This is a genomic window from Streptomyces sp. NPDC026092 (genome assembly GCF_040638605.1).
Taxonomy (GTDB): domain Bacteria; phylum Actinomycetota; class Actinomycetes; order Streptomycetales; family Streptomycetaceae; genus Streptomyces.
The window spans coordinates 1-12,881 of the sequence record NZ_JBEZYN010000022.1; the positions used below are offsets into that span (position 1 = coordinate 1).

Below are 12,881 nucleotides of genomic sequence, written 5' to 3' on the forward strand. Positions count from 1 at the left end.
AAAGCGGGAGACCAGGACATCCAAAACCGTTCGGGATGTCCGCAGTGCACAGGCTTGGGTCCAAGACTCACTCCTGCTCACTGATTAGGAACGGTCTGGCTAGGATCCCCGCGTGCCCAGCTATCGCAGGACCTCCGCCCTCGCCGCCGCCCTCGCGGCCGCCGTCCTCATAACCACCGGCTGCACCGAGAGCCCCGACGGCTCCCCGGCCGACGGCGCCTCCGGAGCCCCCGGCGCGGGCGGCCCCGCGCTCGTCGCCGTGGACACGCTCACGGTGAAGGGCCGGGCGCCGAAGACCGGCTACGACCGGGAGAAGTTCGGCCGCGCCTGGGCCGACGTCGACGGCAACGGCTGCGGGACCCGCGACGACATCCTCAAGCGCGACCTCGCGGACGTCCGCTTCAAGGACGACCGCTGCAAGGTCGCCTCCGGGGTCCTCGCCCACGACCCGTACACCGGGGACCGGGTCGACTTCGTCCGGGGCCGCAGCAAGGTCGACATCGACCATGTCGTCGCGCTCTCCGACGCCTGGCAGAAGGGCGCGCAGAAATGGGACGCGGAGAAGCGGCGCCGCTTCGCCAACGACCCGCTCAACCTGCTCGCCGTCGACGCGTCCGCCAACCGCCGCAAGTCCGACGGCGACGCGGCGACCTGGCTGCCGCCGAACAAGGAGTACCGCTGTACGTACGTCGCCGCGCAGGTCGCGGTGAAGAAGAAGTACGGGGTCTGGGTCACCCGGGGCGAGCAGGAGGCGATGAAGAAGGTCCTCGGCCGCTGCCCGGACCAGAAGCTGCCGTAGTCCGGAGGCCGCGGTGGTCCGGCAGCCGCGGTGGTCCCGCAGCCGCCCTGGTCCGCAGCCGCGGTAAATCGTTTCCTCACCTGCGCGAACGGCCGTTAGCCTCCGCTTCCATGGAACTGACGATCACCACCCTCGCCGAGCGCCCCGAACTCCAGGGCGCGATGTGGGCGATGAAGGACCTCTGGCCGGAGTTCACGGTCAACGATCCGGTGGGCTGGTCCCACTACGGCCGGATCGTCGCCGAACTCCCGGAGTACGTCCTCGTCGCCACCGACCCCGAGGGTACGGTCGTCGCCCGCGCGCTCAGCGTCCCCTTCCAGCTCCGGGCCCAGGGCCGCGGCGAGCTGCCGGCCACCGGCTGGGACCAGGTCCTGATGTGGGCGTTCTCCGACCTGCGGCACGGGCGCGTGCCCGACACCGTGAGCGCGATCGAGGTCACGGTCGACACGAGCGCGCTCGGGCAGGGGCTCTCGGCGCGGATGCTGGGCGCGATGCGGGAGAACGCCCGCCGCCTCGGCTTCTCCGAGCTCGTCGCCCCGGTCCGCCCGAACGGCAAGCACCTGGAGGCCGCGTCCTCCATCCACGAGTACGCCTTCCGCACCCGGGAGTCCGACGGCCTGCCCGAGGACCCGTGGCTGCGCGTCCATGTCCGGGCGGGCGGCACGGTGGAGGCGGTCTGCCCGGCCTCGATGACCGTCGCGGCCTCCGTGGAGCAGTGGCGCGCCTGGACCGGGCTGCCCTTCGACACGGACGGCCCGGTGGAGGTCGCGGGCGCGCTCGTACCGGTGCACTGCGAGGTCTCGCGCGGCTACGCGGTCTACGTCGAGCCGAACATATGGGTCCGCCACCGCGTGTGAACACGGCTTTCGTGCGAGATACGAGAAGGGTGTGAGGGCCGCCCCCCCGTAGGCGGCCCTCACACCCTTCCCCTTCTCTGTGGCCCTCGCTCGTCAGCCGAGCTTCTTCTCGTCGATGACGTCCTTGGCCGCCGGCACCTTCGCCACGACGGGCTTGCCGTAGTCGGTGAACGTCATCGTCCCCGGCTCCTCGCCGCCCGCCGCGACGACCTTCAGGATGAGCGGCTCGCCCTCCGTCGCCACGTAGACGGTCGTCGTCTCGCCGCCGCGCTTCTCGGTGAGCGTCAGCGCCTTCTTGCCCCCGACGGTGGTCTCCTTGCCCTTGACCGCGAAGTTGATCCCCTCCTCGAAGTCGCCGAGGAGCGCCTTCAGGTCGCAGAGTTCGAGGTTGTCCTTGGCGTCCGGGTCGGTCACCGGGGTCTTCACCCAGCGGCCCTTGAGCTCCTTGAGGACCGCCTCCTGGACCTCGGCCGGCTCGCCCTCCGCCTGTGCCCGCAGGAACGCCTCGTCGAAGCGGAGGTAGACGTCCTTGTCGTCGGCCTTGACCAGTTCGGCCGTGCCCGTGGCGCCGACGGTCAGGGTGCCGGCGCACTTTCCGGTGGTGTCCAGCGACAGGTAGGCCTTCATCGGCCCGTCGGTCGTCTTCGCGGCGAGGTCGAGGGTCAGGGAGTCGGCCTTCTTCGTCGCGGCGATCGCCTTGTTGGCGATCTGGGGTCCGGTCAGGTCCCCGAACGGCCCGGAGGCCTTCGCTTCGCCGGAGAGGGGCCCGCAGGCGGTGGCCCCGAGCGCGACGGCGGCGCAGAGCGCGGAGACGAGGACGGCCGTGCGGCGGGTGCGGGGGTGACGGGCGGCAGACATGGTGGGTTCTCCGGGGTCGGGTGGGCGGGGGCGGCCCCACCGGAATCCCGTGGAGCGATGACTCAATAAGACCAGAGCCTGTGAACCGAGTCAACACGGTTCACAGGATTCACGTCGACTCACACTGTGAAGTGGGGGGCCTTGCGTCCGTCGGTAAGATCGGGGCTCACAGCAGGGGTACACAGGGACACGAGCGGGAAACGCACAGGAGGCGCCAGGTGCCGGAGCGCACAGCAGAGGTGACCGCCGCCGGGATCGCCCGGCTCGCCGGGGTCGGCCGGGCCGCCGTGAGCAACTGGCGGCGCCGGCACGCCGACTTCCCCCGCCCCGTGGGCGGCACGGAGACCAGCCCCTCCTTCGCGCTCGCCGACGTCGAAGGCTGGCTGCGCGCCCAGGGCAAGCTCGACGAGGTCCCGCTGCGGGAGCGCGTCTGGCAGCAGGTGGCCGGCCACCCGGCGGGCGCCGTCACCGCGCTCGCCCACGCGGGCTGCGTCCTGCTGCTCGTACGGGACCGTTCCAGCGCCTGGCCCAAGCTCGCCGCCGTCTCGGACGAACGGCTCGCGGAGACCCTGCCGGTCGCCCTGGAGGAGGTCCTCACCGAACGCCTCGGCGTCGAGCGTTCCGTGCTCACCCCGAGCCCGGCCGAACTGGGGCCCTCCGTGCCCCTGTTGCGCGGGGCCGCCGAGCTCGCCGCCGAGATCGGCGCCCGCCAGGCCTTCGAGTTCCTGCTCGGCCGGCACCTCGACGCCAACCCGCGCCAGTACACGCTGACCCCGCCGGGCCCCGCCGCCCTCATGGCCGCCCTCGCCGCCCCCACCGAGGGCCCCCGCCCCACCGTCCTCGACCCCGCCTCGGGCACCGGCACCCTGCTCCGCGCCGTCGAGCACCCCGGCGCCCTGCACGGTCAGGACACCGACCCGGACCTGGCCGCGCTCACCGCCCTGCGGCTCGCCCTCGCCTCCGACGCCGACATCCGCGTACGGACCGGCGACAGCCTCCGTGCCGACGCCTTCCCGCACCTCACGGCGGACACCGTGCTCTGCCACCCGCCGTTCAACGAGCGCAACTGGGGCCACGACGAACTGGCCTACGACCCGCGCTGGGAGTACGGCTTCCCGGCCCGCACGGAGTCCGAACTGGCCTGGGTCCAGCACGCCCTGGCCCGGCTCCGCCCCGGCGGCACCGCCGTCCTCCTCATGCCGCCCGCCGCCGCCTCCCGCCGCTCGGGCCGCCGCATCCGCGCCGACCTCCTGCGCAGGGGCGCCCTCAGGGCCGTCGTCGCCCTGCCCGCCGGGGCCGCCCCGCCCTACGGCATCCCGCTCCACCTCTGGGTCCTCCGCAAGCCGGCCGCCGGCGTCACCGTCTCCCCCGAGCTGCTGCTCGTCGACACCACGGCCGACCATGTGGGCCGCGACAAGCTCGACTGGCAGGCCGTCCACACCGCCGTCCTCGACGCCTGGCTGCCCTTCGACAAGCACGGCACGGTCACCGAGACCCCGGGCGCGAGCCGCTCCGTGCCCGTCATCGAACTCCTCGACGACGACGTCGACCTGGCGCCCGCCCGCCACCTGCCGCCCCCCGCCGCAGGTGGCGGAGCGGCCGAACTTCTCGCGGTACGGGACCGGTTGGCCGAGACCCTCGGCCGTACGGTCGCGCTCACCCCGCCCCCCGCCCTGCCCGCCGACGCCGCGACCCGCGCCGCGGGCGACCCGACGGCGGCGGCCGCCCGGCCCACCGGAGTCACGGTCGGCGAACTGGCCCGGACGGGCGCGCTCGAACTGCGCGCGGGCGGCGCCGGAACGACCTCCTTCACCGGCGCCCCGACCCGGGTCCTCACGGAGAACGACGTCTTCGCCGCCCAGCCGCCCTCCGGGACCCTCCCCGACGGCGCCCCCGAGGAGCCCGTCCTCCTCGCCCCCGGCGACGTCGTCGTCCCCGTCCTCGGCGGCGGCTCCCTCGCCCGGGTCGTCGACACCGCGACCGCCGGGGCCGCGCTCGGCCGCAACCTCCAGCTCCTGCGCCCCGACCCGGCCGCCCTCGACCCGTGGTTCCTGGCCGGCTTCCTGCGCGGCACCACCAACACCCGCCAGGCCAGCAGCTACGCCTCCACCGCCACCCGCCTCGACGTCCGCCGCCTCCAGCTCCCGCGCCTGCCGCTCACCGAACAGCAGCGGTACGGCGAACGCTTCCGCGCCCTCGCCGAGTTCGAGGACGCCCTGCGCCTCGCGGGCCGGATCGGCGAGCAACTGGTCCAGGGGCTCTTCGACGGCCTCGCGGACGGCACGGTGGCGCCCTGACCCGGACGCCGTGACCCGACCGGGTGACGGATCAGTACGACAACGGTTCGGTGCAACCCTGGGGACGTTGTCCGCGTCGGTGTATACGCTCGACTCCGCAACCGAACCGAGTGCTCAGGAGCAGGAATGTACGGCCACGGCTACGCGCCACCGCCTCCGCAACCCCAGCGTGCCATTCCGGCGTCGGTGATCGTGCTCCGCGTGCTCTTCGCGATCCTGCCGCTGCTCAGCATCGGCTTCCTGACCTGGGCGACCATGATCCGGCTCGCGGCCGTGACCCGGCGCGCGCTCGACTGGGTGCTGTGCGGGGTCTCCGCGGCCGTGATGATCACCGGCATGATCATCCTGCCGGACGACGTGGAGACGACGCAGGCGGACGTCGCGATGGGTCTGATCCTCCTCAACGCGCTGGCGTTCACCGTGTACTTCCTGGTCGCCGACCTCCGGCACGACAAGGTCCGCCTCGGTCTCGTGCCGTCGGCGCACCAGGCCGGCCCGTTCAACCCGTACGCGGCGACGGTCCCGCGCCACCAGGCCGGTTACGTCCCCCCGGCGCAGTCCCAGCCGCAGCCGCAGCCCCAGCCGCACCCCCAGCGCGGGATCCCGCCGCAGCCGACGGCCCAGCCCACGGCGTCCAACCCCCGGATCGACCAGGTCCGGGCCGAGCTGGACGAGCTCAGCGACCTCCTCCGTAAGGACGAGGGGAAGTAAGTGAACGGACGCGTCATCGGCGGCCGGTACGAACTCTCCACCGTCATCGGCCAGGGCGGCATGGGCCAGGTCTGGACGGCGTACGACGGGCGGCTCGACCGCCGGGTCGCCGTCAAGCTGCTCCGCCCCGCCACCATGACCGGACCCGCGACCGCCGCCGAGGAGCTGCGGCGCCGCTTCGTGCGCGAGTGCCGGGTCACGGCGCAGGTCGACCACCCGGGCCTGGTCACCGTCCACGACGCCGGCAGCGACGGCGACGACCTGTACCTGGTGATGCAGTACGTCGACGGCGCGGACCTCGCCGACCATCTCGCCGAGCACGACCCGTACCCCTGGGAGTGGGCGGTCTCCGTCGCCGCGCAGCTGTGCGCGGTGCTCGCCGCCGTGCACGCGGTGCCGATCGTCCACCGCGACCTGAAGCCGCGGAACGTGATGGTCCGCTCGGACGGCAGCCTCACCGTGCTCGACCTCGGTGTCGCCTCCGTCCTGGACACCGACACCACCCGCCTCACCCACACCGGTTCGCCGATCGGCAGCCCCGCGTACATGGCGCCCGAGCAGGCCATGGGCGGCGCGGTCGGCCCGTTCACCGACCTGTACGCGCTCGGGGTCCTGCTCCACGAACTCCTCAGCGGGAACGTCCCGTTCGCCGGCTCCACCGCGCTCGGCGTGCTGCACCGGCACCTGTACGAGCCACCGCTGCCGGTCCGCCAGCTGCGGCCCGAGGTGCCGGAGGCGCTGGAGGCGCTCGTGCTGCGGCTGCTCTCCAAGGACCCGCAGCACCGCCCCTCCGGGGCGCACGAGGTGTACGAAGCCCTGCTGCCGATGCTCCCCGCGCGCGGGGCCCCGGCAGGGCCGCTCGACCCGACCCGCCCCTTCCTGCGCCCGCACGCCCCCTGGCCGGACCGCGCCTCCGCCCCGCCCCCTCGGCCGGCGGCCCCGCCGGTCCCGCCGCCGGTCTCCCGCCCGGACGTGGCCGCCACGGTGGACGAGGTCAAGCGGCTCCTCGGGGAGGGCTCGCTGACCCGCGCCGTGGACCTGCTCGGTTCGATCCTGCCCGCGGCCGCCGCCGAGCACGGCGAGCACTCGCCGGTCGTCCGCATCCTGCGCAAGCAGTACGCGACGACCCTGATGGACGACGGCCAGTACCGCCGCGCCCTGCCGGAGCTGCGCCGCCTCGCCGAGGACCGCGCGAAGGAGGCGGGCCCGGCGGACCCGCAGACCCTGCAGTTCCGCTACGAGGCCGCGCAGTGCCTGGAGCAGCTGGGGGAGACGGCCTCCGCGCTCACGGAGTACCGGGCCCTGCTGCCGTTCCTGGAGCACGGCGCGGACCAGGCCAGGTTCTTCGACATCCGCCGCCGGATCGGCAACCTGCTCCTGTCGATGGGCGACCACACGGCGGCCCACCAGCAGCTCCAGGCGCTGCTGTACGACACCGAGCGGGCGTACGGCCCGTACCACGCGCTCCCGACGGACCTGCGGCGCGCGCTGGCCCGCCAGCAGCAGATGGGCCGCTTCGGCTGACCGTTCACCTCGGCTGACGGGGCGCCAGAATCACGAGTCCACAACTGGTTGGGGAATTGGATCTTCCGGGCCCGATTTGCCCGTTCCGCGAGATGTAATCTGCGCGTCTGATCATGCACACGTCCCCAAGGAATCCTTCATGACGACGCAGCCGCCCGCCTCCCCCGAGCAGCCCACCGCGCCCGAGTCCGTGCCCGCGCCCGTTCCCGCCGAGCCGGCGAAGAAGAAGCGCAGCATAGGCAAGACGATCCTCAGCATCGTCGTGGCCATCGCGGCCATCCTGTTCTGGAAGCTCGGCCTTCCCTACCTCACGGGTGACGCGCCCGTGGCCGCCAAGGTCGGCGAGTGCGTGAAGGTGACCGGCGCGGAGAACGACCCCGAGGTCGAGACCAAGCCCTGCGGCGAGAAGGGCCCCGACCTCTACAAGGTCGTGAAGGTCATCGACGACACCTTCGACGTCAACAAGTGCGGCGACGTGAGCGAGGTCGCCCTGGCGCAGCAGCTGGAGTCGTACAAGTTCGTGCTCTGCCTGAACCCGGTCAAGTGACCGACGCGCCCTGACGCGCACACGAGGGCCGGACCCGGCGGGGTCCGGCCCTCACCGCTTCCTGAGGACCTCGACCAGCGCGGAAACGCTGTGCTCGCCGTGCCCGGCCGCCACCGCGCGCTCCAGAAGCTCCTGGAACGGCTTGTGCCAGGCCACGTCGAGACCGGCCTCCCTGGCGAACTCCTCGTCCCCGGCGGCCCCCGCGAGGAACAGGTTCACCGACGAGCCGGGCTCGTCGTACGCACCCCGGTCGATCTCCTCGGCGAAGACGGGCAGCACCGACCCGATCATCTCGAACCACTTCACGCCGAACGGCACCATCGACGCGGCGTCGAGCCCGCGCGCCCGCAGCGCCGCCGCGCCCTGGAAGAACCCGACGAGCGCGGGCAGCAGCGTGCCGCCGACGGCCGTCTCGTAGAGGGCGGCGAGGTCGGGTTCGTCCCCCAGGAAGACCGTGTCCCCGCCGAGCACGCGCAGCGCGGCCCCGAACTCGTCGAAGACGCCCCGGTCGCCGCCGTAGTACAGCAGCGTGGTCTCACGCCCCACGGCGGACGGCACGTCCTTCACGGCCCCGTCGAGGTGACGCGCGCCGTGCTCCACGGCCCAGGCGTTCATCCGCCGCGCCCCGGCGGGCGACCCGCTGTTGAGCGTCACGACCGCCCGCCCGTCGAGCACATGCCCTGCGGGCTCCAGGGCGGCGAGGGTGTCCTCGTACGTCGTCAGGCAGACGACGACCAACGGACTGGCCGCCACGGCGTCCGCGATGTCGGCCAGGTGCACGGCCCCTTGGGTGACAAGGGGCGCCGCCTTGCCGGGCGTCCGGTTCCAGACGGTGGTCGGGTGCCCGGCGTTCAGGAACGCCTCGGCGAGCGCGCGCCCCATGGACCCGAGTCCGAGGACGGTCACGGGAGTTCGAGAGTGCGTGGGCATGAGGAAGCTCCTGTCCGTGGTGGGTGGCTGCGCCAACCATGCTGCGCGGCGGCCCAGGAGCGGACAAGACCTTACTTTTTTGTCAGTGGGCCTTTCCCGTCCGGCCCGCTCGCGACGTGACAGTCACGATCTAAAGCTGGAGTGCCGGATCTCTTCTCACCCACGCGAGGGAGGCGGATGGTCCGCGCGGCGGATGTGACCGGTATGGGGGCTGGGGATTCTTGAGTGTCAGTAGATGCGGAACCGGAGGTCACGGTGGCTGTTCCTACGAAAGCGCATATGCGTACCGGCTCCAGCCCGCCGTTGGAGTACGCGGGGTGGGCGGTGTGGTCGCGGCGCTGGCCCATGTGGGTACCGCACGCCGCCGCTGTATGGGGCGTGTTGTTCGCCCTGGTCCAGGTCACATGGGCCGCATCAGGCGCGACCGTGCCCTGGTCGCCGCATGTCGCGTACGCGCCGACGGTCCAGCTCCTCCTGGCTGCCCTCGCCGTCCTGGCTGCCGCGGCCTGCCTGGCCACTACCCGAACGCTTGCCAGGCCTGGCCGAGTGACGATGGCGGCGGCGCTGATCCTGACGGTCCCCGTGTTCGTGATGGGAATGGCCAGTCTGCCGGCGTATTTCGTGACGCTGGCGTCGTTCTCCGGGGTGGACAGTGTCACCGGCCTGGCGCATGACCTGTTGAGCGCGGTGGGCGCCGCTCTTCTCATCGTCGTCGCCATCTCGTACCGCCGACGGCTGAGAGGCAGGTGCCCTCGGTGCGGACAGGACCACTCAGGCGGTTTTGACGGCCCGCTCGCGCACCCTGTCCCCTCCCTCGCCTCGAAGCGAACCCGAGTCACGGTCTACCTGCTCATGTGCGGGCTCCTGCCGTGGGCGGGGGTCAAGACCATCTGGACGCTGGGTGGCGAGGCGATCGGAGTCACGGCCCACGGGTGGCGGGAGATGAACGCAGGCGAGTCGGAACTCGCAAGGGCTCTTGCATCGGTGGGAATCGATGTCACCGTGCTGGCCGCGATGGCTGCGATCTTCCTGCTGCTGGGACTGCTGTACCCGTGGGGACAAGCGTTCCCCCGATGGACCCTGATCCTCTCCGGGCGGCGAGTCCCACGCCTACTGCCCTTGCTACCAGCGTGGTTGAGCTCCGTTGGCCTGTCGGTGTACGGAGTCTTCCTGCTGATCTACGCCCCGCTCAGCGCCACCGGAGTAGTGCCGAAGCTGAAACCGTCGGGGGCGTTCACCACCAGTTCCGGGATCACCTGGATGGTCGCCTTCGGCGGTCTGGCCTTCGCCGGCCTGGGCTTCGGTCTCATCGCGGCCGCCCGTTCCTACTCCGCCCGGACCCTCCCCATCTGTGCCGGTGCCGCCACCCGCGTACCGGCTCACTGACCCCGCCGGATCGTGGCGGGTCGCAAGCCGGTGGGGCGCGAGATCAAAGACCAAAGAACTGGGGGAAAGAACCTCCCCACCCCTCCCACCTCCCCGGAACGCGTCCGTCACTCGGACGAGCGAACTGTGCCAACTGGGCTGGATTGGGGACTGGTTGCCTGGCATATGCTCACGGCGACCAACTGAAAACAGTTCGGCCCCCGGCCGGGACTCGCAATCCCGATCGAGGGCCTGACCAACGAGGAAGCAAGACCTTCCCGATGGATACCCAGCACCCTAGCGTGCCCGCTCCTCGCGGGGGCGTCATCCACGTCACGGCGCACCACGCCAGCCACTTCACGGTGGTCGGCAACCACCTCGCCCAGCACGAGAAGCTCTCGCTGCTCGCGATCGGCCTCGCCGTCCACATCCAGTCGCTGCCCGACGGCGCCTGCGTCTCGATCCGGTCGCTCGCCGAGCGCTTCCCGGAGGGCGAGATCCGCATCGCGGCGGCTCTGCGCGAGCTGGAGGCGTACGGCTACCTGACCAGGACCCTCGAACGCCTGCCGGGCGGCCGCATGGCGACGCGCACGGTTTCGTACAACCGCCCGGGGGCGCAGAACAAGCCCCCGGACCCGGACAGGGACCCGGACCCGGACCCGGACCCCGAGCGGGCCCCTGACCCGCCCCCGGAGTCCGCTCCGGTCCCGGACCGGGCCCCGGCCCCGGAGTCCGCCCCGGTCTCCGAGAGCCCCGCGCCCCAGCCGGCACGCCCCTCGGCGGCGCGCCGGAAGCCCGCACCCGCCCGGCCGCCGTTCCCGTCGGCCCGCCTGCCCGAGGGCCCGGCGGCGGACCTCCTCCTCGGCCTGCGGGCCCACGACCCCCGCCTGCTGCTGTCGGTACGGGACGTCCAGCGCCTGGCCCCCGGGGTCGACGCCTGGTTCGCCCGGGGCGCCCGCCCGGACGCGGTCCGCCGAACACTCACGGCGGCCCTCCCGGACGACCTGAAACACCCCGCAGGCCTCCTGTCCCACCGCCTGACCGCCCTGCTCCCACCCCCGCTGCCCCCGAAACCCCCGGCCCCGGACCCCCTGCAGACGTGCGAGGACTGCGACCGGGCCTTCCGCTCCCCGCAGCCGGGCCGCTGCCGCGATTGCCACTCATTCATTCAGGAGCGTGTCGCATGACCAAGCGGACGACGATCAGGATCGACGAGTCGCTGGACGCCCGGATGCGCCACGAAGCCGCCCGGCGCGGCATGACCGTTTCGGAGTGGACTCGGGAGGCCATCGCCGCCCATCTGCCTGGCGCAGAGCAGGGGCATGCCCCTGTTCCGCGAAGGTTCCACTCCACAGGCTCGGGGTCGAGCGGCCGCAGCGACATCTCCGAGCGCATGGAGGAACTGCTGGCCGGGCTGGCGGAAGGGCGCGACATCATCGCCGAGGAGGAGGCGCGGGAAGCAGAGAACGTCCGCCGGGGCGCGTGAGCGCCCTCATCGTCGACGCGGACACCGCTCTACGCCGTGGTCGGCGACACGGATGCGTGGCACACGGCTTCCCAGCGGCTGTTCCAGACCCGCCCAGTGCCGCGCATCGACCAGGCCCTGGTCATCGCCGAAGTCGCCCACCTGCTGGGACGCGGGATCGGCACCCGGGCGGAGCTTCTGCTGGCGCAGGACTTCGCGGAAGGCCTCTTCACGGTCGAGTCGGTGCATCACGGCGACCCGATGAGGATCGCGGAGCTGACCGCCCGCTACGCCGGCTTCCTGCTCAGGCTGGTCGACGCCTCCGTCATCGCCTGCGCCGCACGTCTCGGCGTACGCGAAGTCGCCACGGTGGACCGCCGTCACTTCGGCGCCGTACGCCCCGCTCACACGGAAGCGTTCACCCTGCTGCCCTGAGGCCCGCCACGAAGGCGGCCCAGGCCCCGGCCTCGAAGAGGAGGGTGGGGCCGGTGGGGTTCTTGCTGTCACGGACGGGGACGAGGGGGAGGGCGTCGGCGACCTCCAGGCAGTTGCCGGCTTCCGCGTTGCTGTACGAGCTCTTGCGCCAGGTGACGGTGCTCAGGTCGATGGCTCGCACTGTGCTTCCTCCAACGTCCGCATGATGAATTTCCGTGAATCCGCCGGGGAAAGGGCCAGATCGCGAGCCCGATCGTAGCGGAGCTGCATGAGGTCCACATCGGACGTTCGTTCGATCAGGCTTCCGGAATAGCTGGTCTCCACCCAGGCCACCACGCGGCCGTCGGCGAGCCTCAGGAAGGTCACGTCGGTGCCGTTCAGCGCGTACAGCCCGACGGAGTGCGGGACCACCTGGATGGTGACGTTACGACGCTCGCTGACCGCGAGGAGATGCGCCAACTGCTCCTGCCAGCGGTCCCGATTCGGCAGCGGCGTGCGCAGCACCGACTCCGACAAGATCGTACGGAAGCCAAGGGCGTTGGGCCCCGTCAGTAGCTCTTGTCGCCCTAGGCGTGCCTCGACGTGGCGTGTCAGTTCGGCGCCCTCGTGAATGCCTGTCTCCATGAGCGTGCGTGCGTAGGCCCCTGTCTGGAGCAGGCCCGGCAGCAGGCTGGGCGCGTAGTGCCAGAGGCTGACCGCCTCTGACTCCAAGTCGAAGTACCGGCGGTACTTCTCCCGGAACTGCGTCGGATCCCCCACCGCCAGCTCCCACAGCACCAACAGCATCCCCGACGTCCCGTAATACGTGTCCAACGCCTGGACCACCTCCGGGCCGCCCAGCGTCTCGCCCTTCTCCATCTTGGAGAAGAGGGACCAGTCCCAGCCGACCACCTCGCCCAGCCGCCGCAGGCTGTCGCCGCGCTCGATGCGAAGCTTGCGCAGCTCCTCCGCGAACCGCTTGCGCGGTTCTTGGCTGCGGCCAGTCACCACCCGTCTCGCCGGCATCACGCGCTCCCTTGTGGAAGATGTGGAACTACCCGCGCGACGTGGGGAAGTACGGCCCTGCAGCGCTCATCGTTCCTCGGTCCGGGGT

The 12,881-nt window shown here is 72.0% G+C and carries 14 protein-coding genes; 10 read left to right on the top strand and 4 right to left on the bottom strand.

The features are described 5' to 3' along the window. Positions 1–112: 112 nt before the first annotated feature. The gene (locus tag AB0F56_RS29260) at positions 113–799 is read left to right on the top strand and encodes an HNH endonuclease family protein (RefSeq protein ID WP_362014804.1); all 687 of its coding nucleotides are present in this window, start codon (positions 113–115) and stop codon (positions 797–799) included. Positions 800–909: 110 nt separating this feature from the next. Further along, complete coding sequence (locus AB0F56_RS29265) at positions 910–1,656, top strand: N-acetyltransferase (RefSeq protein WP_362014806.1); 747 nt, start codon at positions 910–912, stop codon at positions 1,654–1,656. A 93-nt stretch (positions 1,657–1,749) separates the two neighbouring features. Here AB0F56_RS29265 and AB0F56_RS29270 read toward each other — a convergent pair whose 3' ends face one another. Next, on the bottom strand, positions 1,750–2,514 hold the full coding sequence (locus tag AB0F56_RS29270; RefSeq protein WP_362014808.1) for a hypothetical protein: 765 nt from the start codon (positions 2,512–2,514) through the stop codon (positions 1,750–1,752). 218 nt (positions 2,515–2,732) lie between these two features. Between AB0F56_RS29270 and AB0F56_RS29275 the strand changes: the two genes are divergently transcribed. The 4 genes from AB0F56_RS29275 to AB0F56_RS29290 all read left to right on the top strand — a co-directional run bounded on the left by AB0F56_RS29275 (position 2,733) and on the right by AB0F56_RS29290 (position 7,593). Then, positions 2,733–4,811 (top strand): N-6 DNA methylase, encoded by a 2,079-nt coding sequence (locus tag AB0F56_RS29275; protein ID WP_362014809.1) that lies wholly within the window; start codon positions 2,733–2,735, stop codon positions 4,809–4,811. A gap of 201 nt (positions 4,812–5,012) precedes the next feature. Further along, a complete protein-coding gene (locus AB0F56_RS29280) occupies positions 5,013–5,522 on the top strand; it encodes a hypothetical protein (protein WP_362014811.1) in 510 nt (169 codons plus the stop codon). After that, positions 5,523–7,046 (top strand): serine/threonine-protein kinase, encoded by a 1,524-nt coding sequence (locus tag AB0F56_RS29285; protein ID WP_362014813.1) that lies wholly within the window; start codon positions 5,523–5,525, stop codon positions 7,044–7,046. A 139-nt stretch (positions 7,047–7,185) separates the two neighbouring features. After that, the gene (locus tag AB0F56_RS29290; protein WP_362014814.1) at positions 7,186–7,593 is read left to right on the top strand and encodes a hypothetical protein; all 408 of its coding nucleotides are present in this window, start codon (positions 7,186–7,188) and stop codon (positions 7,591–7,593) included. Between the two features lie 51 nt (positions 7,594–7,644). Here the strand turns inward: AB0F56_RS29290 and AB0F56_RS29295 are convergent, their stop codons facing one another. Next, on the bottom strand, positions 7,645–8,523 hold the full coding sequence (locus AB0F56_RS29295; protein ID WP_362014815.1) for an NAD(P)-binding domain-containing protein: 879 nt from the start codon (positions 8,521–8,523) through the stop codon (positions 7,645–7,647). Between the two features lie 378 nt (positions 8,524–8,901). On the opposite strand from AB0F56_RS29295, the gene AB0F56_RS29300 reads away from it, so the two are divergent. From AB0F56_RS29300 to AB0F56_RS29315, 4 genes are all read left to right on the top strand, one after another. Then, a complete protein-coding gene (locus AB0F56_RS29300; RefSeq protein WP_362014816.1) occupies positions 8,902–9,909 on the top strand; it encodes a hypothetical protein in 1,008 nt (335 codons plus the stop codon). Positions 9,910–10,190: 281 nt separating this feature from the next. Continuing rightward, a complete protein-coding gene (locus AB0F56_RS29305) occupies positions 10,191–11,075 on the top strand; it encodes a helix-turn-helix domain-containing protein (RefSeq protein WP_362014817.1) in 885 nt (294 codons plus the stop codon). Then, positions 11,072–11,374, top strand: coding sequence for a CopG family transcriptional regulator (locus tag AB0F56_RS29310; protein WP_362014819.1), 303 nt, complete (start codon positions 11,072–11,074; stop codon positions 11,372–11,374). The genes AB0F56_RS29305 and AB0F56_RS29310 overlap by 4 nt, the downstream gene beginning before the upstream one ends. 96 nt (positions 11,375–11,470) lie before the next feature. Next, positions 11,471–11,788: a PIN domain-containing protein gene (locus AB0F56_RS29315; protein WP_362014821.1), complete on the top strand. Its 318-nt coding sequence runs from the start codon at positions 11,471–11,473 to the stop codon at positions 11,786–11,788. On the opposite strand, the gene AB0F56_RS29320 is transcribed toward AB0F56_RS29315, so the two are convergent. Both AB0F56_RS29320 and AB0F56_RS29325 read right to left on the bottom strand, forming a co-directional pair. After that, on the bottom strand, positions 11,772–11,969 hold the full coding sequence (locus AB0F56_RS29320) for a DUF397 domain-containing protein (protein WP_362014823.1): 198 nt from the start codon (positions 11,967–11,969) through the stop codon (positions 11,772–11,774). The genes AB0F56_RS29315 and AB0F56_RS29320 overlap by 17 nt on opposite strands. Further along, positions 11,951–12,793, bottom strand: coding sequence for a helix-turn-helix transcriptional regulator (locus AB0F56_RS29325; protein ID WP_362014825.1), 843 nt, complete (start codon positions 12,791–12,793; stop codon positions 11,951–11,953). The genes AB0F56_RS29320 and AB0F56_RS29325 overlap by 19 nt, the downstream gene beginning before the upstream one ends. Between the last annotated feature and the right edge of the window lie 88 nt (positions 12,794–12,881).

Excerpts from the sequence above, each read along its gene's own strand:
- AB0F56_RS29265 (WP_362014806.1), top strand. The coding sequence starts at position 910 with ATGGAACTGACGATCACCACCCTCGCCGAGCGCCCCGAACTCCAGGGC.
- AB0F56_RS29270 (WP_362014808.1), bottom strand. The coding sequence starts at position 2,514 with ATGTCTGCCGCCCGTCACCCCCGCACCCGCCGCACGGCCGTCCTCGTC.
- AB0F56_RS29290 (WP_362014814.1), top strand. The coding sequence starts at position 7,186 with ATGACGACGCAGCCGCCCGCCTCCCCCGAGCAGCCCACCGCGCCCGAG.
- AB0F56_RS29295 (WP_362014815.1), bottom strand. The coding sequence starts at position 8,523 with ATGCCCACGCACTCTCGAACTCCCGTGACCGTCCTCGGACTCGGGTCC.
- AB0F56_RS29310 (WP_362014819.1), top strand. The coding sequence starts at position 11,072 with ATGACCAAGCGGACGACGATCAGGATCGACGAGTCGCTGGACGCCCGG.
- AB0F56_RS29325 (WP_362014825.1), bottom strand. The coding sequence starts at position 12,793 with ATGCCGGCGAGACGGGTGGTGACTGGCCGCAGCCAAGAACCGCGCAAG.